Origin of the sequence: Hoeflea sp. CAU 1731, assembly GCF_039888615.1 — a bacterium.
In the GTDB taxonomy this organism is placed as follows: Bacteria; Pseudomonadota; Alphaproteobacteria; order Rhizobiales; family Rhizobiaceae; genus Flavimaribacter.
Map to the genome: position 1 here is coordinate 224454 of NZ_JBDQQS010000005.1, position 19451 is coordinate 243904.

At 60.4% G+C, this 19451-nt stretch carries 20 protein-coding genes; 7 read left to right on the forward strand and 13 right to left on the reverse strand.

Annotated features, from left to right (window positions below):
• The first annotated feature begins 105 nt into the window (after positions 1–105).
• A complete protein-coding gene (locus AAFN47_RS10640) occupies positions 106–1845 on the forward strand; it encodes an FAD-binding oxidoreductase (protein WP_499809200.1) in 1740 nt (579 codons plus the stop codon).
• 15 nt (positions 1846–1860) lie between these two features.
• Here the strand turns inward: AAFN47_RS10640 and AAFN47_RS10645 are convergent, their stop codons facing one another.
• The 5 genes from AAFN47_RS10645 to AAFN47_RS10665 form a co-directional block, all read right to left on the reverse strand.
• Complete coding sequence (locus AAFN47_RS10645) at positions 1861–2913, reverse strand: adenylate/guanylate cyclase domain-containing protein (protein WP_499809201.1); 1053 nt, start codon at positions 2911–2913, stop codon at positions 1861–1863.
• 3 nt (positions 2914–2916) lie between these two features.
• The gene (locus AAFN47_RS10650; protein WP_499809202.1) at positions 2917–3276 is read right to left on the reverse strand and encodes a group I truncated hemoglobin; all 360 of its coding nucleotides are present in this window, start codon (positions 3274–3276) and stop codon (positions 2917–2919) included.
• 99 nt (positions 3277–3375) lie between these two features.
• Positions 3376–4293, reverse strand: coding sequence for a homoserine O-acetyltransferase/O-succinyltransferase family protein (locus AAFN47_RS10655; RefSeq protein ID WP_499809203.1), 918 nt, complete (start codon positions 4291–4293; stop codon positions 3376–3378).
• 10 nt (positions 4294–4303) lie between these two features.
• On the reverse strand, positions 4304–5557 hold the full coding sequence (locus tag AAFN47_RS10660; RefSeq protein ID WP_499809204.1) for an NAD(P)-binding domain-containing protein: 1254 nt from the start codon (positions 5555–5557) through the stop codon (positions 4304–4306).
• A gap of 68 nt (positions 5558–5625) precedes the next feature.
• Complete coding sequence (locus AAFN47_RS10665) at positions 5626–6207, reverse strand: OsmC family protein (RefSeq protein ID WP_499809205.1); 582 nt, start codon at positions 6205–6207, stop codon at positions 5626–5628.
• Positions 6208–6566: 359 nt separating this feature from the next.
• Between AAFN47_RS10665 and AAFN47_RS10670 the strand changes: the two genes are divergently transcribed.
• From AAFN47_RS10670 to AAFN47_RS10695, 6 genes are all read left to right on the forward strand, one after another.
• Complete coding sequence (locus tag AAFN47_RS10670; protein WP_499809206.1) at positions 6567–8801, forward strand: hybrid sensor histidine kinase/response regulator; 2235 nt, start codon at positions 6567–6569, stop codon at positions 8799–8801.
• Positions 8802–9518: a response regulator gene (locus AAFN47_RS10675; RefSeq protein ID WP_499809207.1), complete on the forward strand. Its 717-nt coding sequence runs from the start codon at positions 8802–8804 to the stop codon at positions 9516–9518.
• Positions 9519–9639: 121 nt separating this feature from the next.
• On the forward strand, positions 9640–10221 hold the full coding sequence (locus AAFN47_RS10680; RefSeq protein WP_499809208.1) for a GNAT family N-acetyltransferase: 582 nt from the start codon (positions 9640–9642) through the stop codon (positions 10219–10221).
• 140 nt (positions 10222–10361) lie between these two features.
• Positions 10362–10640: a hypothetical protein gene (locus AAFN47_RS10685; protein ID WP_499809209.1), complete on the forward strand. Its 279-nt coding sequence runs from the start codon at positions 10362–10364 to the stop codon at positions 10638–10640.
• Between the two features lie 504 nt (positions 10641–11144).
• Positions 11145–11369, forward strand: a complete 225-nt coding sequence (locus tag AAFN47_RS10690; RefSeq protein WP_499809210.1) for a DUF1127 domain-containing protein — start codon at positions 11145–11147, stop codon at positions 11367–11369.
• A complete protein-coding gene (locus tag AAFN47_RS10695) occupies positions 11369–11536 on the forward strand; it encodes a hypothetical protein (protein WP_499809211.1) in 168 nt (55 codons plus the stop codon). The genes AAFN47_RS10690 and AAFN47_RS10695 overlap by 1 nt, the downstream gene beginning before the upstream one ends.
• 51 nt (positions 11537–11587) lie before the next feature.
• Here the strand turns inward: AAFN47_RS10695 and AAFN47_RS10700 are convergent, their stop codons facing one another.
• From AAFN47_RS10700 to AAFN47_RS10735, 8 genes are all read right to left on the reverse strand, one after another.
• Positions 11588–12031, reverse strand: coding sequence for a hypothetical protein (locus AAFN47_RS10700; protein ID WP_499809212.1), 444 nt, complete (start codon positions 12029–12031; stop codon positions 11588–11590).
• A 146-nt stretch (positions 12032–12177) separates the two neighbouring features.
• Positions 12178–13245 carry an ABC transporter ATP-binding protein gene (locus AAFN47_RS10705; protein ID WP_499809213.1) on the reverse strand — a complete coding sequence of 356 codons (1068 nt, stop codon included), beginning with the start codon at positions 13243–13245 and terminating at the stop codon, positions 12178–12180.
• Between the two features lie 2 nt (positions 13246–13247).
• On the reverse strand, positions 13248–14075 hold the full coding sequence (locus tag AAFN47_RS10710; RefSeq protein ID WP_499809214.1) for an ABC transporter permease: 828 nt from the start codon (positions 14073–14075) through the stop codon (positions 13248–13250).
• 7 nt (positions 14076–14082) lie between these two features.
• Entirely contained in the window at positions 14083–14931 is an 849-nt protein-coding gene (locus AAFN47_RS10715) for an ABC transporter permease (protein ID WP_499809215.1), read from the reverse strand.
• A gap of 29 nt (positions 14932–14960) precedes the next feature.
• Entirely contained in the window at positions 14961–16022 is a 1062-nt protein-coding gene (locus tag AAFN47_RS10720) for an ABC transporter substrate-binding protein (protein WP_499809216.1), read from the reverse strand.
• A 1-nt stretch (position 16023) separates the two neighbouring features.
• Entirely contained in the window at positions 16024–17010 is a 987-nt protein-coding gene (locus tag AAFN47_RS10725; RefSeq protein ID WP_499809217.1) for a dipeptidase, read from the reverse strand.
• A gap of 16 nt (positions 17011–17026) precedes the next feature.
• A complete protein-coding gene (locus AAFN47_RS10730; RefSeq protein ID WP_499809218.1) occupies positions 17027–17731 on the reverse strand; it encodes a hypothetical protein in 705 nt (234 codons plus the stop codon).
• Complete coding sequence (locus AAFN47_RS10735; protein ID WP_499809219.1) at positions 17728–19449, reverse strand: hypothetical protein; 1722 nt, start codon at positions 19447–19449, stop codon at positions 17728–17730. Before AAFN47_RS10735 ends, AAFN47_RS10730 begins: the two co-directional genes overlap by 4 nt.
• Positions 19450–19451: the final 2 nt, after the last annotated feature.

Consider the following 19451-nt stretch of genomic DNA (forward strand, 5'->3'; position numbering starts at 1 on the left):
GCTTTGCGCGATTAACGAAGAATGTGTGCTTTCGGATATATTGATTGTGTCGAGGCGTTACCATGGTAGCTTGCGGGAATCTGTTCGCCCGTGAAAGGAAAATCCATGCGCCTAACACGCAGAACCCTCATGAACTGCGTTGCGAGCCTGTCGGGCGCTTCAGCGCTCGGGCTCCTGCCGGCGATGGCGTCCGAATGGCCGGAGCCGGACGCCTGGGACGCGCTTTCCAAGGCGGTTGGCGGCCGGCTGCTGCCGGTGCCGTCGCCGTATGAAGCCTGCGCGATCGACCCCGCTGGCGAAGACTGTTCGACAATGCTCGCAAATTTGAAGAATCCGTTTTTCGCCCAGCGTCACGCCGGCGCCACTCAGACGAACGGATGGCTCGACGCATGGAAAACGGTCGTCAGTCCCTATGCGGTCGCCGCGAACTCGGCGAAGGACATCGCAGCTGCGGTCAACTTCGCCCGTGACAACGGGGTCAAACTGGTCGTCAAGGGCGCCGGACATGACTATCTAGGCCGCAACTGCGCGCCCGATTCCCTGCTGGTCTGGACCGTGCACATGCGGGACGTGACATTCATCAAGAGCTTCAAACCGGAAGGCGCGTCGAAAGACGTCGAGGCTCTGCCGGCGATCAGCGCCGAAGCCGGCGCGCTCTGGGTCGACGTTTACCAGGCGGCAAGCGCCAACGGCCGCTATGTTCAGGGCGGCGGCTGCACCAGCGTCGGCGCCGCCGGAGGCTTCGTCCAGGGCGGCGGTTACGGCAGTTTCTCCAAACGATTTGGATCAGGCGCCGGCGGCGTGCTGCAATATGAGGTCGTGACCGCGGACGGTGAAATACTGACGGCGAACGCCCACCAGAACGAGGATCTGTTCTGGGCGCTGCGCGGTGGAGGCGGCTCCACCTTCGGCATCGTCACGAAGGTGTTCTACCGCACCCATGACATGCCTGAAATCATGGGTCTCGTGCAGGGCAGTCTGAAGGCTGACGGAGACCTTGCCTTTCACCAGCTCTTGAAGCTGCTGTTCGACTTCTTTCCCGATCATCTGAACAATCCCCACTGGGGCGAACAGATCAGGGTCAATCCGGACAACTCCGTCGACATCTTCATGACGTGGCTCGATATGAGCGTCGAGGAGGCGAAAGCCGTCTGGCGGCCGCTGCTTGACAAACTCGCGCACCATCCAGACTTGTTCACAAGCGAAATGGCCTATCAAAGCCATCCCTTCAAGGATCTCTGGAATATCGACTACTGGAAAGAAACAGACCCGGATTTCATCGTCATCGACGAACTGCCGGGCGCAGTGCCCGGTCATTTCTGGTGGAAATCGAACAGCGGAGAAGCGGCCGCTTTCATCGACGCCTACCAGTCGCGCTGGATCCCTCTGAAGCTCTTCGATAATCCAAGTAAACTCGCGACGCTGTTCCTGCAGGCGTCGCGCTTCGCAAGCCTGAGCCTGCATGTCAACAAGGGGCTGGCCGGCGTTCCGGCGGACGTGATGGAGCGCGAGAGGGAGACGGCCATTCACCCGGCCGCGCTGGAAGCCGGCGCCCTGGTCATTTCCGCCACGCGCCAATCCGGGCGCTATCCGGACATGCCGGACCATGAACCCGATATCGACAGTGGACGCGAAAAGGCCCGCCGCATCTCATCCGCCATGGAATTGCTGCGCGAAGCCACGCCGGGAGGCGGCGCATATCTCAACGAATGCGACTATTTCGAAGCGGGCTGGAAACAGGCGCTATACGGACCGCACTACGGCCGACTGCTTGCAATCAAGCGCAAATACGATCCGGAAAACGTGTTTCGGGTGCATCACGGCGTCGGCAGCGATCTGGTCTGAGAAAGCCAAAACGCGTCATCCCGCGGCTGAAATGCCCTTGCGGTTGTCCAAAAGTCGCCATACCGGCTGGTCCGGCATGCCGGAAATCGACTTTTCGCCGATATTCTCGAGTTCGAACTGCTCGCTGAGGGCGCGCGCCATTTCGTCCTGGACACTAATCTGCATCGGGTCGGAGAAACTCTGAAGCATGGTGGCGTGATTCACCGCCGGACCGAAAATATCGTAGACATATTTCTGAATGCCGACGACGGAGCCGACAACGGAGCCGGTGCCGAGCCCGATGCGGCATTGCCATTGGTGCGGATGGCTGGCGTTGCGCCGCTCCAGATAACGCACGAAACGGATTGCGGCGTTGGCCGTGGCGCGGGCATGGTCAGGCGTCGGATCGGGCAGTCCCGCGACCGTGATGTAGGCGTCGCCGATCGTCTTGATGCGCTCGCAGCCGAACTGCTCGCCGATCCGGTCGAATGAGCTGTAAATGTCGTTGAGTTCGGTCACGGTAACGCTGGGGTCGAGCGTCGTCACGGTTTCCGAAAAGCCGACGAAATCCAGCATCAATACCGAAACGGGTTCGTAGAGCTGCGGCGTGACCACCCCGAAGGTCTTGTATTCCTCGTAGACGGAGCGCGGCATCAGGTTGAGCAGCAGCTTTTCGACCTGCTCCTTCTCGCGCTTGATCTCGCGGGTATTGCGCTCGACCATCATCGAATAGGAATCGATCATCGATTCCAGTTCCCGTATGCGGGTGATGTTCTGGCAAACGAGCACGGCGATTTCAGGCTCGCGATCCTCGGTCGCGGTGAAATCCAGAGCGATCACCATGGTTCGCCGCTTCTTCTTGAACTTGACCTCGGTCGTGTAGCGGCCCGTCTCGTTCAGGCTCTTGTTCAGTTCCTCGACGTCGAAATCGGTGAATATGTCCTGCAAAGTCGCCGGGCCGTTCGGGTTGCCGAACCATTCCTCGAATGTGTCGTTGTGGAAATGAAACTGCAGGGTTTTCCTGCCAAGCAGGGCGACCCCGACTCCGATGGCGCGCAGCAGCTGTTCGTTGATGGCTTCGATTGACATTGACTAATCCACAATCAGTTCTCTACGCGCCTCGATAGCTTCGAGAGCAATCCGGACATCCGCCGGTTCAAAACCGTGATTGGCGAGCGTCTCCTCCAATACGGCTTTCAGTTCGTCGAAATGGGCGTTGGTGATGTCCAGATTTCTGTGGAACTGGCGGAGCTGCACGTCCGAATAGGACGCCGGTCCGCCGAGCAGCGACGATATGAACTTGGTCTGGTGGTCCACCATGCGCGACATGTCGATATCGTCGAAGAACGGGCCGATCTCGTCGCTGTCGAGCAGAGTGTCGTAAAAAGCCAGGACCACCTTGCTTACGCTTGAGAATCCACCGTACTTCTCAAAAAGCGTTTTGTCAGACATTCTTCCGGTGCCTTTGCTCGATGGCCAAAGTCAGTTGCCGCGTTGCGGATGGAAGCACATCCGCCAATCACGTCAACAGTTTCCACCACAACCGCTTGGTCAGGCAATCTTCCTGTCTGTCTTTATCCGGTGCGTGAGACAGGCGTGCTCCGCGACTCTGTCGAGCCAGTTGGTGAAAAAGCGGCGTGCTGTAGTTCCCCATGTCTTGTCGCCGATTTTTCTGGTGCTTGCAACATTACAGTGGTCCAACGGCTCTCTAATACTTTGTCCCGACAGCCGGTCACGACGATATTCCTTGTAAAGCGTGTCCGTTTCATACTCGAGATGATTGAACATGTAGACGGACCGGGTCATCCGGTCTTCCACCAGCGCCGGGCCCGTCTGGTCGCAACCAGCGACCAGTTTCAAGGATCTTGGATGTTTCAGAATGTCGAGAGGCTCGACCGTCGTATGGCGCGACACCGGTGTTGGAAACACCGGGCCGAGACCGGCGGCAATATCCGATCCTGATTCGATGATGTGTTGAGGAAATACGCCGAAAGCCTTCTCCTCCAGCGGCTTCTTGGCGATCCCGTGGTAACGGTAGAGTGCCGCCTGCGCTGCCCAGCAGATGAACAGGGCCGGCATGTGGGAGGCGCGCACGAAGTCCAGGATGGCGGCCAGCTGTCGCCAGTAGTCGACATCGCAAAACTCCAGATGCTCGATTGGCGCGCCGGTTACGATCAGACCGTCCAGTCTCGCGATCGTTCCGATTGTCGCCGGCCGGTACACCCTGTTCAGGTAGAAGGTCGGGCAATGGCGCGCCTGATGACTTGCCATGTGCAGAGGCGCCAGTTCGATATTGCGACTGTCGGCCGAAAGCAGCCGGGCGAACTGGCGCTCGGCGATCTTCTTCTTCGGCATCAGGTTGAGAAGTCCGATGCGAAGGGTCCGGTCCGGATGCCCGGAAATGAGCGGGCATCCTTCCGCAAGCAGTTCACGGATTGCGGCAAATCCCTGCGGAACGAATAAGGTCATGATCTTTCCCTCACGCGGCCAGTGAACCGGCCGGATGGTTGAGTTGCTTCGCAATGAGCGGAGCCAGATATTCGGCGTCGCGGCCGACGCCGTCGATGAATGTCGACGCCCTGCGGCGCATGAAGGGCAGGCCAAGCACGAACAGGCCGGGCGCGGCTGTGGCGCCTGAGGCGTTTTCGATTTCGCCGTGGCGGCCGAGCACCGGAACCTGCATCCAGGAATAGTCCCTGCGAAAGCCGGTCGCCCAGATGATCGTCTCAATCCCCTCGGCCCGTAAGTCGAGCCATCCTGCGGGATTGTCAGGCACATAGCCGCACTCCCTGGCAGCGGGATCTTCCGGCGCTTCTATCGCGTTGTCGTCGATATGGGCGTCGATGCGCGCGAGCAGTCGATGCCGGCGCTCACGCGCGGCCTTGCACTCAGTATCGAGGTCAGCCGCGAACTGCATATGCCGGTCCTCGGCGTTGACGGCGCGTCCGAGAATTCGGATGCCTTGTCGAGAAAGCTCGGCAAGGCCGATGGAGCGGCGGTTGTCGCTGCCGATCAACTGCAATGAAGGCTGTCTTGCCAGCTGTTGCGGGTCGGCGTCGAGCCGGCGCTCATCGGAAAGGAAGCCGCACAGGTCGAGCCATTCCGTGATGTCGCGGCCGCGATAGCTTCGCGGGACCGACACATGCCGGCCGGTCGAGATTGCGACGTTGCGGCCTGAACGGCGGATCTCCTCGGCGATCTGGATGCCGGACGCTGACGCGCCGATGACCAGCACCCCGCCTTTTGGCAGATTGTCCGCGTTTTTGTAATCGGACGGCGCCAGGTGCAGGATCCGGTCGGCCAAGCCGTTGGCTATGGCCGGAATGAAAGGTTTGTCGCATGCGCCTGTGGCGATAACGACCGTGCGCGCGAACCATTCGCCCCTGTCCGTGGCGATCCGGTAGCCGCCGGTTGATGTGCAAAGCCGTGTGACGCGGGTGTTGGACATGACGGGGGCGGCAAAGGCCTGACGATAGTCTTCGAGCAGCCGGACAACGTCCCGGCAATGCATGAAGCCTTTCGGGTCGTCGCCGGAATACAGGTGCCCCGGCAATCTGGTCATCCAGTTGGGCGTCAGCAGGCGCAGCGAATCCCATCTCTCGCTGCGCCAGCGCTCGCCGACGCGGCCGCGTTCGATCAGGACATGATCGATGCCGAGGCTGGTCAGGCAGCGGCTTGTGGCGAGGCCGGCCTGTCCTGCTCCAATGATGACGACGTCGCTGCGAAATGACACGGGAAAAGCTCCGGATGGCGTTGAATTGGAGTTGCGGCGGGCGCTCTGTGCGCCCGCCGGTCCTGTCGTCAGGCGGTCTGGGCGACGATGTCGACGGGAACGCCGTTGGCCAGCACGTCGAACACGGCCGAGCGGGCGATCGACTGTTCGACGATCTTGCGCAGTTGTTCGGCGGATGCGTCGCCGCTGATCTTGAACGTGGCGCGAATGCCGCTGAAGCCATTGCGCACTTCGTCGTTCAGGCCAAGAATGCCCTGCACGTCGATGTCGCCTTCAACGGTCGTCTCGACAGAGTTCAGCTTGATCTGGCGGGCGGATGCGATGTTGCCGATTCCGGCCGTGATGCAAGCCGAAAGCGCGGCAAGCAGCAGTTCCACCGGAGTGGGGCCTTCGTCGTCGCCGCAGAGCACTGTCGTGTGGTCGGCGTCGACCGTCATGGTACGCTCGCGATCCTGTTCGGCGCCGGCGCCGAAATAGTCCCGCATGGAAACCCGGCTGTGGGCGCCGTTGATCCAGTCGCCCTTGGCGCGGAAGGTGAATTTGGCGAGCTCCCGCGTATCGCCGACTGCGCCGATCGTGGCCAGAAGCGTCGGAACGTCGACGCCGTTCATGGCGACCTTGGCGGGCCTTGTGCTGGTTTCGGAGTTCATGGTGTGGTCCTTTGCAAGTGTGGTTTGGTTGATTTCGCGTTGTCGCTGTCCTGCGACAACCGCCGTTCTAGGCTCGCCTTGTTTCAGTCTGATACCGGCCAAGGGGTCATCGGGTTTCAATTGTTGCACGCGAGAGTTGTTGGCCATTGGGCGGCTCGTGAAGCCGGTTTTCGACAAGCCGCGTTCTGGCGCCTGACCTCGGGAAGCGCAGGTTCGGGCTGGCTTTTTGACGCGCGACGTCGCAGGATCGACCGGACGGGCCGAGAGGAAGGATTGCGGAGGACGAACCCGTGCGCTGAAACAATTGAAACAATTCGCGCCGCCGCAGAAAACCGGTTGAAACGTTGATCGGGTACAGAATGACAATGCAGGATGAAACGAGCCACAGCGAGGACGACAAAGCGCGTGATCTTCTACGCGACGCGGTGGAATCCCTGGCCGAGGCATTTGCGCTCTGCGACGAGGACAATCGTCTCGTCCTGTTCAACCGGCGCTTCGTCGAGATGTTCCGGCCTATCGAGCCGCTTCTCGAACCCGGTCTCAACTGGGAGATCCTGCTGCGGGAAGCCGCGCGTCGCGGTATGCGGCTTCACGGCGTCGGCCGGGATGAGGCATGGACCGCCACCTTGTTCAGCGATACGCTGGAATATGTGCAGGATCTGGAACTGGAACATCTGGACGGTTCCAGCTACCTGGTGTCCATTCATCCGACGAAGCTTGGCGGCTTCGCGGTCACCGGCACGGACAACACGATCCGCAAGCAGGCGGAGGCGGCGGAACGCGACAGTGAACTCCTGATCCGGACCGTGCTGGAATCGAGCCCCGCAAACGTCATCATGTCACGGCTCGGCGACGGCATGATCATCTACCGCTCGGAAGCCGCCCGCGAACTCTTCGGAGACAAGAAGTCGACGCGCGACTTCTTCCTCAGTCCCGAGGATCGCGCCGACTACATTACGGTCATGATGCCCGAAGGCGGGGTGGACGATTACAGGATCAACCTTCTCAATGCCCGCGGGCAACCGTTTCCGGCCTCGATCTCGGGGCGCATGGCGGAGTACAAAGGTGAGGAAGTTGTGGTGGCCACCACCATAGACCTGACGTCCCAGGTCGAGGCGGAGGCGCTGATCCGTCAGGTGCTCGAGGCCTGTCCCGTTCCCATCCAGATGACCATCGCCGATTCCGGGCAGATCCTTTTCGCCAGCCCGGAGACCACGGCGCTCTTCGGTCCGGTCGAATCGTCCAGATCCTATTATGTCGACGAGCTCGCCAGGGTGAGATATCTGGATGAGCTCAAGCGTCGCGGCTGGGTGAAGAATTATCGGGCCGAATTCCGCAATGCGCGCGGCGACACGTTCTGGGGCGCCGTTTCGTCCCGGATGATCGGGTTCCAGGGACAGGAAGTCATTGTCTCCAATACGCGCGATCTGAGTGACGACCTTGCGATGCAGGACGAACTGGAACGGCAACGCGAGCTGCTTTTTCAGAACGAGAAGATGTCGGCCCTTGGCGAACTGCTCGCCGGCGTCGCGCATGAACTCAACAATCCGCTGACAGTTATCGTCGGACATTCGATGATGATGCTGGAGGACATCGAGGATCCGGAGGCGCGCAAGCGCGTCGAAAAGATAAACGCCGCCGCCGAACGCTGCGCCAGGATCGTGAAGACCTTTCTGGCGATGGCGAGACAGCAGCCGGCGCGGATGGAGAAGACGGATATCAACGCCATAATCCGCACGGCGGTGGACGTCGCCGGCTACGGTCACGCCGCCGACGGCATAGAGATCAATTGCATCCTGGACGACAGTCTTCCGGAAATCGTCGCGGACGCCGACCAGATCACGCAGGTTCTGATCAATCTTGTCATCAACGCGGAACATGCGATCACCAGGTCCGGAACAGGCAGCCGCATCGAGGTCACGACCAGGACCGGCGCCCATGGATCTGTCGAGATCTATGTTGACGACGACGGTCCGGGCATTGCGGAGGCAATCCGGCCGCGGATCTTCGAACCCTTCTTCACCACCAAGGACGTCGGAGAAGGCACCGGCATCGGCCTTGCCTTTTGTCACCGCATCATCCTTTCGCATGGCGGCCAGATATGGCTGGACCGAGGCGGACAGGGAGGCAGCCGTTTCGGCATCAGGTTGCCCGTTCGCGACCAGCCGGAACCCGCGGCGGAAGCGCCCCACCCCATCGAAGCGAAAAACACTGTCCGGATACTGGTTGTCGACGACGAGGAGGACGTGGCGGAGCTGATCTCGCTTATCCTGAAACGGGAGGGTTTTCAGCCCGACACGGCCGAATCCGGCCCCGACGCAGTCGCGTGTCTGCGCCGCGCCCGATACGATATCATTCTGAGCGATCTCAATATGCCCGGGATGGACGGGCGCGGATTGTACGAGGCTGTCAGCGAAGAATTCCCCGAGATGCTGGACCGGTTGGGTTTCATCACCGGAGATACGATGGGCCAGGCCTCGCAGAGGCTTCTGGAGGAGACCGGGAGGCCTTATCTTGAGAAACCGGTTGCGCCAGCGGATCTGCGTGAACTTGTAGGAAAGCTGCTGGGAAACGATAGCGAGGGGAAGCTTTAGATGGAAAACGGCGATATCCGCATACTCGTCTGCGACGACGAACGCGACGTGCGCGAAATGCTGCAGGAATATCTGCAGAAACGCGGCTTCATGGTGTCGACCGCCGGCAACGGCGTGGAACTGCGCGAGGTCCTGGCGGAACTCGGCGTCGATCTGATCATTCTCGACATCAACATGCCGGGAGAAGACGGACTCTCGATCCTGAGATCGCTTCGACCGGACAATGCGACGCCGGTCATCATGCTGACGGCTGCGGGCGAAGTGGTGGACCGGATCATCGGGCTCGAGATGGGCGCGGACGACTATCTCGGGAAGCCGGTCGATCTTCGGGAACTGGAAGCCCGCATCAAGGCGGTGTTGCGCCGCAGGTCAGTCGGCGAGACCGAAAAACAGTCGAAAGACAAGACGCGCTCGGCCCGATTTGGCGAATTCCAGCTCGATATCGAAGCCGCCAAGCTGCTGGCGAGCGACGGAGCGGAAGTGCCGCTCACCGCCATGGAGTTCAGTCTCCTCAAGGTGTTCGCCGAAAACCGCGGCAGGGCGCTGACCCGCGACCAGATTCTTGAACAGGCGCATGATCGGTCCTGGGACCCGTTCGATCGCAGCATCGATATCCGGATCTCGCGCATTCGGCGCAAGGTGGAGGTCAATCCGGAAAAGCCGATGATCATCAAGACGGTGCGCGGCATCGGCTACATTTACGATCCGGAAGGGTGATACACGTCGCGAAAGCGGCTCCCGTTACAATTGAAACCCTTTTTCACGATGCACGATATACGGATGAAACATCCGGGGTCCAGTTTCCTTTTCCTGTTCAAGCAGAAAAGGAAGTCGGGCGATGTTCGACAGATCACGACCAGGATTGCAGACAAGTCCGCTCTCGCACGGTTATCCTGCCGCCGAGCCGCTTTTTGCCGGTGGCGCCGTCAGTTTCCGCCCCATGACGGCGTTCGACGCCTGGAAGCTGAGGGCGTTTCTCAACGAACTCACTGACAAGTCGCGCCGGGAGCGGTTTTTGCACCCGGTCAGCGAGATGCCGGACTACCTCCTGAGGACCCTGAGCCGCCTCGACGGCAGGCGACACGTCGCTTTCATGGCCGAGGTTTCGACGCAGGGCTCGAAAAGGATGGTTGGCGAAGCGCGCTACGTCGTCGATTCGGAACGACCGGACGAGGCGGAATTCGCACTTGCGGTCGATGATTGCTGGCGGGGACGCGGCATCGCTGCCCGACTGATGGAAACCCTTGAGGATCGCGCCCGCACGGCCGGTCTTCACCGACTGTTCTGCGATACGCTGGAAGACAATCACGCGATGCTGGGACTCGCTCGCCGATGTGGATTCGCGGTCATGGGGAACCGCCGGGAAGCCGGAGTGAAGCGCCTCGTCAAGGATCTTGTCGAATCGCGCGCGCTGCATTGACGCGTCGGACGGTCCTTTTTCAGTCCGGCCTCCGAAACAAAGGAAACAAATCTCGCTCCCTTGCGAAATCAGACAGAAACGACGGCATCCTACTGTTTGGTCATCGGAAATCCAATTCAGCCACGTGAAAGGCAGAGCAAATGAACACGCTAAAGAGACATGCATATGATTCGTTCCCGGGTTTCGAAGAGATGTTTCGCCATTTCTTCGCGCGGGCGGAACAGGCGCTGCGCAATCGCGCCCGTCGCTCCAGGGACATGCAGGCGCTTCGTGAAACACACGAACTCAATGACGCGCAATTGCGTGACATAGGTCTGAGACGAGGCGACCTCTTCGAGGTTTCGCGCCTGCCCGTAGAAGAGAATGCGACGGCCGAACTCGGACGCATTTCGCGGCGGACTCACCACTTCAACGCATGACAAGGAGAAAGATATGCCGATATTCCCGAAAGACGTCCGGATAGACACAAGCCGACATTCAATTGACGCAGGCAGGGGCGTGAAGCGCTCACTCAACGGCGTCGATGGCGGTATCTACAGACACTGGCGTCGAACGCGGGGCCGATAGGCGCCCGAAAAACTCCTCCCGACTGCGCCGCTTTGCAAGCGGCGATTTTTTTTGCGGCGACGCCGAGCGCCTTGCAATGTCGCGGTCAATCGTTGTTCGCGTTCGCCTCATCCGTCCGGTCTTCGCAACGAGACGGCGCCGATCCCGGCCCCGGAATGTTTCAGATGTTTCAAGAGTGGACTGAAAGATCATTTATCTTATTGAAATATAATAAAAAATTATATTGGATATTTCCCACAATTGAAACATCAAAGAGCATTCAGCGAAATCAACCTGAAACAGCAGCTCCCTAAATATGCAGCATCGAAAATGAACTCCCGCACAGTGTGAGGGAGCCAGCATGAAGGGATCTTGAAATGACTACGACGACCAGTCACGTTGCAGGACATGCGTTTGCCGGCTCTATGTGGCGGCGCGTAATGGGCATGCCCGGCCGCATCAGGGCGGCCAATCGCAATCGCCGGGAACACGCCACGCTGCTGGCGATGTCTTCCCATGAACTGCGCGATATCGGTTTATGCCGCGGCGACGTCGCCTTTGGCGTCTCAAGCGGACGCGGCGTATTCCGGGACATCGACTGATGATGGATCCGGAACTCGTCCCCATGGCGCTGATCCGCGAGGGCGTTCACATCACCAGGGCGGAGGCCAGTATTGCCGGTATCCGCATGCTGATGCTGAGCGTCCTGATTTGCGGCGCCTTCGGGGATTGCCGCCGAAAACGGGAGTGTCTGAAACCAAAAAATTGAAAACCCGGCTTCCAGGCCGGGTTTCTTGTTTTTTGGGGTGCAAGCCTTGGTCTATTGCTTGACCAGACCGCCGCCGCCAAGTCCGATCTTGCAGCTCGCCTTCAGCGGAACCCAGTTGCTCAGCTTCTTGAAATTCGGCGCGGATGCGCGGTAGCGCGCATCGATCGGCTGATGGATTTTCAGCGTGCGCGAATAGACGCCCATATATTTTCCGTTACCGGTCGCCTTTGTCTTGACCTGATAAGGGCCGGAGACGCTGCCGCCGCCGTCGCGCGCTATGTAGACCGGAACCGTTCCGGGCTTGTTGGTGAAAACCCAGACCATCATCTTGGCCTCGGTCGGACAGGCGTTGGTCTTGGGCGACTGGATGCCCATCTGCACCTGGGCCACCTTCAGTTTCGGTTGACCGCCGGACTGCAGGTCCAGGGCGTTGGCAAAGCCGGATGTCGCAATCAGTGTTGTCGCCGCCATTGCGGTGAGGAGGGTCTTTCTCATGGGTTCGTTCCTTTGTTGGCTTCCCGATGATTCCGACTATGCGACGAACGTATTGAATGTCTTCTGAACTGTCCATTCATCCGCCGTTCAGTCGGAAAGGCCCGCCTGAAGGACATTGCTTTCCTGCAAGAAAGCCGATCCGAAGGTCAGGTCTCGGCGATGATGTGTACGGCGTCCGGCCGCCAGCTTATGTGACAGTCCTCACCTTCCCGGATAATCACGACGTCTGCGCCAAGCACGCGCACCCTGACCGGATGATCGCCACTGTGACCGATCACAAGGGCATTGTCGCCGTAATTGACGATCGTGTCGACGGTCATGGTCGCCCATTCTCCGCTTTCGGGCGGTTTGCGGGAAATCTTCAGATGTTCCGGACGGATCAGGATGTTGACCGCCTGGCCGTTCGAGAACCGGGCGTCGGCCGTATAGCGGCAGGTTCCGAAAACCGCGCATTCGGCAACACCCGCGGCGGCGTCGACGACATGACCCGCCATGATGTTGCTTTCACCGACGAAGCCAGCGACGAAACGCGTGTTTGGACGGTGATAAAGATCCAGCGGGTCGGCGACCTGTTCGATCCGGCCCTTGTCGAAGACGACGATACGGTCGGACATCGACATGGCCTCCGTCTGGTCGTGTGTGACGAAGATCGTCGTCACGCCAAGACGCTTCTGGATGCGCTTGATCTCGATCTGCATCTGCTCGCGCAGATTCTTGTCCAGCGCGCCGAGCGGCTCGTCGAGAAGAAGCAGGGATGGCTCGAACACCAGTGCACGCGCCAGGGCCACGCGTTGTTGCTGACCGCCCGACAGCTCCTTGGAATGGCGCTCGCTGAAGCCTTTCAGGCCGACGAGTTCAAGCATCCGGTTGGCTTTCTCCAGGCCATCCCTGCGACCGACGCCCCGCATCTGCAGCGGGAAGTAGACGTTATCAACCGCGGTCTTGTGCGGAAACAAAGCGTAATTCTGGAAGACAATGCCAATGTTGCGCTGATAGGGCTTCAAGCCGTCCAGTGGTTTCCCATCGATGGTGATGTGGCCTTTCGTGGCCTGTTCGAAGCCGGCGATGATCATCAGCGTCGTTGTCTTGCCGGATCCGCTGGGCCCCAGAAAAGTGACAAATTCGCCGCGTTCGATATCCAGATTGACGTCGTCCAGCGCCTGAAAATCGCCGAACATCTTGTTGACGCCGCTAAGATTGAGATAACTGCTCATCGTTACTCCTGGGGGGCGAGGGCCGCCGGCGGCGGTTCTTGCCCGGCGTTTCTGGTGCGCAGCCGTCCACGGAGCCCCCTGACGAGATAGGGCGTGAGAAGACCGATCAGAACCACGACGAACAGAAGGGTGGAAATCACCGCGATCACCGGGTCCGCCTCCTGACGGATGCTGTCGAACATCTTGCGCGGCAGCGTTTCGGCGTCACGGCCGGAGATGAAGATTGCGACCACCGTCTCGTCGAAGGACTGAATGAACGCGAATAGCGCGCTGATCAGCAAACCCGGCCGCAGGATCGGCAATGTGATGTGGATGAAGGTTCTGACCGGACTGGCGCCGAGACTCTGCGCAGCTCTCTCAAGTGTGCGGTCGAACCCCTTGAGATTTGCAGACAGAACCAGGAAGGCGATCGGAACGGACAGACAGGAATGGGCGAGGATCACGCCGAGATGGGTGTGGACCAGCCGCATCTGGCCGAAGTAGGAGTAATAGCCGACAGCCATCACGATATGCGGCACAGCCATCGGCATCAGCATCATCACATTGGCGACGCTCTTGCCGTAGAATTTGTGGCGAACCAGCGCGAAGGTCGCCGGCACGACGAGGGTCATGGTGAGCACCGTAGTCGCCGACGCGATCAGGATGCTGTTCCAGGTAGGGCGCAGCCAGGACATGTCCCTGAAATAGGCGTCGTAGTAGCCGAGCCAGTATCCGGGCGGCGGGAATTGCAGCGACCGCGCGTCCGAGAATGACATCGGCACCACAATGACCAGCGGCGCTGCGATAAAGCAGACAACGACGAAACCGATTGCTTTCATCAATCCGTTCATGACGCCGTTACCCCCACAACCTGTCGAGGCCGAAGCGGCGGTGATAGATGGCGAGGATCACCATCGTGATCGCCAGCAGCACCATGGCCATGGCGGATCCGAGGCCGAAGGCGAGGAACTCCTCGATCTGGTGTCCGATCAGCCCGGCGATCATCTGTTCGCGCGGGCTGCCAAGAAGAACGGGCGTGACATAGAATCCGAGACAGATCACGAAAACCAGCACCAGGCCGTTGGCGATGCCTGGCGCGGTCAGCGGCAGATAGACGTGCCGGAACACCGAAAATCCCCTGGCTCCCAGGCTTTCCGCCGACTTGACGAGCGCCGGATCGATCTTCTTCATCACAGTGTAGATGTTCATGATCATGTAGGGCGCCAGGATGTGGACCATGGCGAGCGTCGAGGAAAACCGCGTGAAAAGCAGGTGCGGGGGGTCCGCTATGCCAATCAGCTCCATGAACCAGATCACCGGCCCCTGATTGCCGAGCAGAACCATCCAGGCATAGGTGCGGACCAGGAAACTGGTCCAGAAGCTCATCGTCACCAACAGCAGGATCAGCAGCGCCGTCCGGTCGCTGCTGTGCGCCATCAGATAGGCGAGAGGGTAGCCGACGAGCAGGCAGCAGACGGCTACCAGACCGGCCGTTGCGAAGGTGTTGATGAATACTTTCCGGTACAGGGAGCCCGTCAGCACCTTGGTGTAGTTGTCGAGCGACAACTTGGGCTCCGTTACGCTCATGATTGCGACATCGACAAGCGGGACGATAAAGAAAACCAGGAGATAGGCGGCAAGAGGCAGGAGCAGCAGCCACGGCCAGAACTGGCCGCGGTCCTGAATACCGCCTGTGCTCACGGACATCCGTTACACTCCTGCCCCGATGCGCCGCACTAGCTGGCGATCCATTCCTCGAAGCGCTGCGCCACCTCGTTCGGATCGGCGCCGAAATTCGCCACGTCCTGTTCGAACACCTTCGGATAGTTCTCCGGCGACGTCGGACTGCGTTCGGCCGCCGATGCCGGTACGAATTCGTTGGCCGCGGGATTGAGCGCGCCGTACTGGCCCTGGGTCACGAAGCCGGCGAGCGGCTTTGCGCTGGTGGCGAAGGCGACGAACTTCTTCGCGGCTTCCATATTGGGCGTATCCTTGGCGACGACCCAGTAAGCCCGGTCGATTTCCGCCTGGTTCCAGGTCATGGCGACCGGAGCGCCCGCATCGAGCGCTTCGTAGTAGCGACCGTGCCAGATGCCGATCATGTCAATCTCGCCGTCGCGCAGGATCTGGGTCGATTGAGCGCCGGCTGTCCACCAGACGCGGATATGCGGCTTGATCTTGTCGAGCGAGGCGAAAGCCCGGTCGATATCCAGCGGATAGAGATCCTCGATCTTCACGCCGTCGGCGAGAAGCGCGATCGGCAGCACACGGGCCGGGTATCGCTGCAGCGATCTCGGTCCGGGGAACTTGTCGACGTTCCAGAAGTCCGCCCAATCCTTTGGGCTTTCATCCGTATATTTGTCGGTGCGCCATGCAAGCACCGTTGCAAAGGCGTGGCTGGCGACGCCGTTCTGGAACAGGCCGCCTTCATAGGGTGGCTCCAGTTCCTCGATGATGCCGGCCTGGTTGGCGCGCAGGATGTCTCCGCCTCCAAGCGTCGTTACGTCGAACTCGTAGACGCCGGTCTTCACCTGGGCAGCGAGCTTGGCGAAGGAGACCGGAGACACGGTGCGGATCTCGATGCCGGTTTCCTCGGTGAACGGCTCGAACAGGTTCTTCGTGGCGGCTTCCTGCCAGGGGCCGCCCCAGGTGTTGATGTACAGGACGTCGGCTGCGCGGGCGCGGCCGATAAAGGGCGTTGCGAGCGCGGTGGCGGCGAGCGCCGTCGCGCCTTTCAGGACGGTCCGGCGGCCGGTATTGACGGTCGGATTGATGAGAACGGTATTTTTGCTTTGCATGTCAGTTCACCTCTATCGATGGTTTGCGGAAAGTAGCCTCGTAGAGCCGCATCCAGTTCTTGTGAGTTATCTTGTCGACTTCCTCCTTGGAGAAGCCGACCGCCCGGAGGCCATCGGGAATTACGCGCATGTCCTCGACGTTCTGGAACCACTCCGGCGGCGGCGCTTTACCCGGCCGCGCGGCCGACGCAGCGCCGTAGTCGACGCCGCGGGTCCAGCGGCCCTGGCGCATCCAGGCGTAGTCGGGGGCGGTGAAATTGTGGCTGCGGTCAGTGCCGATCGCGACAGCGTCGACGCCGCCGATCTCTGCGGTCCTGGCGACCATGCCGCACCAGGCTTCGACGGTCTTGCAGTAGTCGTCGCCGGTAATGTTGCGGTATGTCGCGCATCCGATGACGCCGCCGGTTTCGCCGAGCGCCCGAATGACGTCGTCGGACTTGTTGCGGCGGTGATCGAACAGCGATTTGGCGTTGGCATGGGTGACGGCGATCGGTTTTTCGGACGCCTCGATTGCATCGAGCGTGGTGCGATTGCCGACATGGCTGCAGTCAACCAGCATCCCGGCCCTGTTCATTTCGAGAATTACCTCGCGGCCGAACCGGGCGAGGCCTCCGTCCTCGGCCTCGTAGCAACTGCTGCCAAGTTCGTTCTGATTGTTGTAGGTCAGTTGCACGACGCGCACGCCGAGTTCCGCGAACAGTTCAACGAAGCGGATGCGTCCCTCGAAGAGATTGGAGTTCTGATAACCGAGGACGATGGCGAGCCTGTCTTCGCCGGCGAAACGCGCAATTTCCGACGGCGTGGTCGCAATACCGGCGATATCGGCGTTGTCACGCAGGAGGTCACGCCACCTGGCGAGCGAGTCGAGCGAATCGACCGCGCCTTCCCAGAACCCGCATGTGACCACGACCCCCGCGACGCCGCCCTTGCGCAGCGACTCGAAGGCTGCTCTGTCGAAATGGCCGCACTGTAATCCGTCAATCATCATCGGAGGCGTTTGTCCTTCATTCTTCGCTGATCTTCGGCCTGACAAGGAATTCCAGATCAGTGTCGTCGTCATTGTCCGCGCGACCGATCACCTGGCCGTCATCGGTCACCATCACCGGTCCTGCATGGCGGCGGGAGACCACCGTGTCCGGCGCAAGCGCCTGCTTGGCGAGTGCGTAGATGCGCCACCACAGATCGGCTGGAACGTCGGTTCCGTTTTCGAGCGCACGCCAAAGCACGGTGTCCTGATGCGCATGATCTTCTGTTTCGAGATTGTGCGCCGAGAACACCGGTCTCGCGGCGTCTGCAAAGGCGACTTCCAGCCCGTAGCGACGACCGAAACCTTCTGCGGTCTTCAACTCCTTGGGATCGTCGACATTGAGGATCTCGATCTGGCCCGCGCCGAAACGTTCGGTCAGTTCGCATAGCAGGTCGATCAAGGCCGGAATGGCAATCCAGGCGTGTTCGGCGCCACAGTCGACGGTGAGCTTGCCGGATGATTCCGAGACGATGCGCAGTTTGCGCGGATCGGCGGTCTTCAGTCGGGAAAACCGCTGTTCCAGGAGATGCAGTCCACCCAGCCCCATCATCTGGGAATACATCGGCAGATCGTAGATGGTCAGAACGAACCCCATGGGAAGGTCCGTCTGCTGCAGGATGCGCTCGCTCATCATGCGCATCTCGCGCGGCATTATGCGGAGGGTTTCGGCATGCGTTGTCATGGAGCCGGCTCCTCGGGATAGTACCAGAACTCACCCTTGCCGGCGCGGATATCGTCTGTCGTCGGCGCACCGTGAAAGAGCACGCCGCGCAAGTTCCGGTTCAGGAAATCGCGGGTCTTGTCGATGCCGTGCACCGTGACGTTCATCAGGCGCACGAGTTCGATCGGCACGAAGTCGGCCGCGTTGATGTTGGCGATCGGCGAGTGATAGGGCTCGCCCGCAAGGCTCTGCAGCCGCCCGACCAGATAGCGGTGCTCGGGATGCTTCAATAGGAAACGGGACAGAAACGCTGTCTCGTCGAAACCGTCGAGATCGGCTTTCAGTTTCTGAATGCCGCCGGGAAGGTCGAGGCCCAGATCCAGCGCATCGGGAACCTCCGACCGCGGTCCGCGTCGCGGCTCTTCCGCGGTTTCGGATTTGTACCAGATATAAGTCCGGGCTTCGGGACCATCCATGTCGAGGTCGAGCGCCCATCGATACTCTGCGTTGATCAGGGTCTGCAGTTCGCCGACGGTTCGGCTTGCCTGCAGCGTCAGTTCGTCTTTTCCGCCGATACCGGTCGCAAGCTGATCTGCGGTCTCGGGTATCAGTTCAATCAGAAGCGACAAAAGCGTTTCGAAACTTTCCGGTAAGATCCGGTCCTCGAAAAGCGTCGCAAGGCAATCGAGCGGCAGCCGCGGGGATGCGCCTTCCATCGCGCCGGTCTCGCGCCAGGACCGGAGGGTCCCGACAACCCGGTCCAGATCCCTTGCGATATCGGCGCTCGATGCAAAGGTCTCGTAGGTCATCCGGTCCTGCCTGCGAAAGGCGATCGCCTTGTCGAGAAGCAAGAGCAGCCGGTCGATCCGTGGATCGTCCTTCTGCAACTCGAGTCCACGCGCCTCCGCGATTGCGAATTCCCGCGCCTTTAGCCACGAATTGATCAATCGCGGGTGCCGGTGAATGAAGAAGATCAGACCCAGCGCCGACCCGTTGCCGACGCCGACAAACCGGCGGATTGCGGGATTGAGCGGCGCTGCATTGTCGGATTTCAGTCTGGCCAGATGTTCGACGAGATCGCAGGAGAATTCGCGCATCAGGTAGGCGTTGAGGAGTTGCGCCTCCAGAGCGCCGCCAAGCGCGTGGTCTGGTCCGAGGGAAGGAAAGGATCGGGTTCCGAAAGTGCCGTTGCCGTCAAGGCCGGTGTTGCGCATCAGGTAGCAGGAGCCGGCGATCTCCGCGACGTCCGGCTGCTCGCCGCGCATGAGCGATTCCACCGTGTGGTCAAATACGCGCATCGACCGGTTCGAGCGGCACCATACCAGCGTGTTTTTGCTGGAGCGGCCGCGGTAGAGTTTCGGAAGTTCCGCGCGCGCCGCCTCGATATGCGTCTCCGTTGCGGGACCTTCGTTCAGCGCGCCCATCATGTCCCAGGCCCGGCCAATGATGCGGCCCGTCCGCATCTTGCTGCTGGGTGGTCGTGAAAAGGCGATAAAGCTGAATTCCTGGCCCGGAGCCCGGATATGGTAGACAGCCGTTCCGGTTCCCGTCTCATCGATATCGAACCGGTCGACGCCGATGTCCCAGCGTTCGCCAATCATCTTGTTCATGAAGGCGCGCGCGCCGCTCAGGCGCGTCGGCTGCATGGCTGCGAGCGTCGCCGGCAGCATCACCTTTTCCGTAGGCCTCGGCGCCGGTTTCAGTTGTTCTGCGGTTGCGTTGTTTGCGACCATGGCCATTG

What these genes read in the sequence shown, in the direction of transcription:
- AAFN47_RS10640 (WP_499809200.1), top strand. Translation starts at nt 106, where the DNA reads ATGCGCCTAACACGCAGAACCCTCATGAACTGCGTTGCGAGCCTGTCG.
- AAFN47_RS10645 (WP_499809201.1), bottom strand. Translation starts at nt 2,913, where the DNA reads ATGTCAATCGAAGCCATCAACGAACAGCTGCTGCGCGCCATCGGAGTC.
- AAFN47_RS10650 (WP_499809202.1), bottom strand. Translation starts at nt 3,276, where the DNA reads ATGTCTGACAAAACGCTTTTTGAGAAGTACGGTGGATTCTCAAGCGTA.
- AAFN47_RS10655 (WP_499809203.1), bottom strand. Translation starts at nt 4,293, where the DNA reads ATGACCTTATTCGTTCCGCAGGGATTTGCCGCAATCCGTGAACTGCTT.
- AAFN47_RS10665 (WP_499809205.1), bottom strand. Translation starts at nt 6,207, where the DNA reads ATGAACTCCGAAACCAGCACAAGGCCCGCCAAGGTCGCCATGAACGGC.
- AAFN47_RS10670 (WP_499809206.1), top strand. Translation starts at nt 6,567, where the DNA reads ATGACAATGCAGGATGAAACGAGCCACAGCGAGGACGACAAAGCGCGT.
- AAFN47_RS10675 (WP_499809207.1), top strand. Translation starts at nt 8,802, where the DNA reads ATGGAAAACGGCGATATCCGCATACTCGTCTGCGACGACGAACGCGAC.
- AAFN47_RS10680 (WP_499809208.1), top strand. Translation starts at nt 9,640, where the DNA reads ATGTTCGACAGATCACGACCAGGATTGCAGACAAGTCCGCTCTCGCAC.
- AAFN47_RS10685 (WP_499809209.1), top strand. Translation starts at nt 10,362, where the DNA reads ATGAACACGCTAAAGAGACATGCATATGATTCGTTCCCGGGTTTCGAA.
- AAFN47_RS10690 (WP_499809210.1), top strand. Translation starts at nt 11,145, where the DNA reads ATGACTACGACGACCAGTCACGTTGCAGGACATGCGTTTGCCGGCTCT.
- AAFN47_RS10695 (WP_499809211.1), top strand. Translation starts at nt 11,369, where the DNA reads ATGATGGATCCGGAACTCGTCCCCATGGCGCTGATCCGCGAGGGCGTT.
- AAFN47_RS10700 (WP_499809212.1), bottom strand. Translation starts at nt 12,031, where the DNA reads ATGAGAAAGACCCTCCTCACCGCAATGGCGGCGACAACACTGATTGCG.
- AAFN47_RS10705 (WP_499809213.1), bottom strand. Translation starts at nt 13,245, where the DNA reads ATGAGCAGTTATCTCAATCTTAGCGGCGTCAACAAGATGTTCGGCGAT.
- AAFN47_RS10710 (WP_499809214.1), bottom strand. Translation starts at nt 14,075, where the DNA reads ATGAACGGATTGATGAAAGCAATCGGTTTCGTCGTTGTCTGCTTTATC.
- AAFN47_RS10715 (WP_499809215.1), bottom strand. Translation starts at nt 14,931, where the DNA reads ATGTCCGTGAGCACAGGCGGTATTCAGGACCGCGGCCAGTTCTGGCCG.
- AAFN47_RS10720 (WP_499809216.1), bottom strand. Translation starts at nt 16,022, where the DNA reads ATGCAAAGCAAAAATACCGTTCTCATCAATCCGACCGTCAATACCGGC.
- AAFN47_RS10725 (WP_499809217.1), bottom strand. Translation starts at nt 17,010, where the DNA reads ATGATGATTGACGGATTACAGTGCGGCCATTTCGACAGAGCAGCCTTC.
- AAFN47_RS10730 (WP_499809218.1), bottom strand. Translation starts at nt 17,731, where the DNA reads ATGACAACGCATGCCGAAACCCTCCGCATAATGCCGCGCGAGATGCGC.
- AAFN47_RS10735 (WP_499809219.1), bottom strand. Translation starts at nt 19,449, where the DNA reads ATGGCCATGGTCGCAAACAACGCAACCGCAGAACAACTGAAACCGGCG.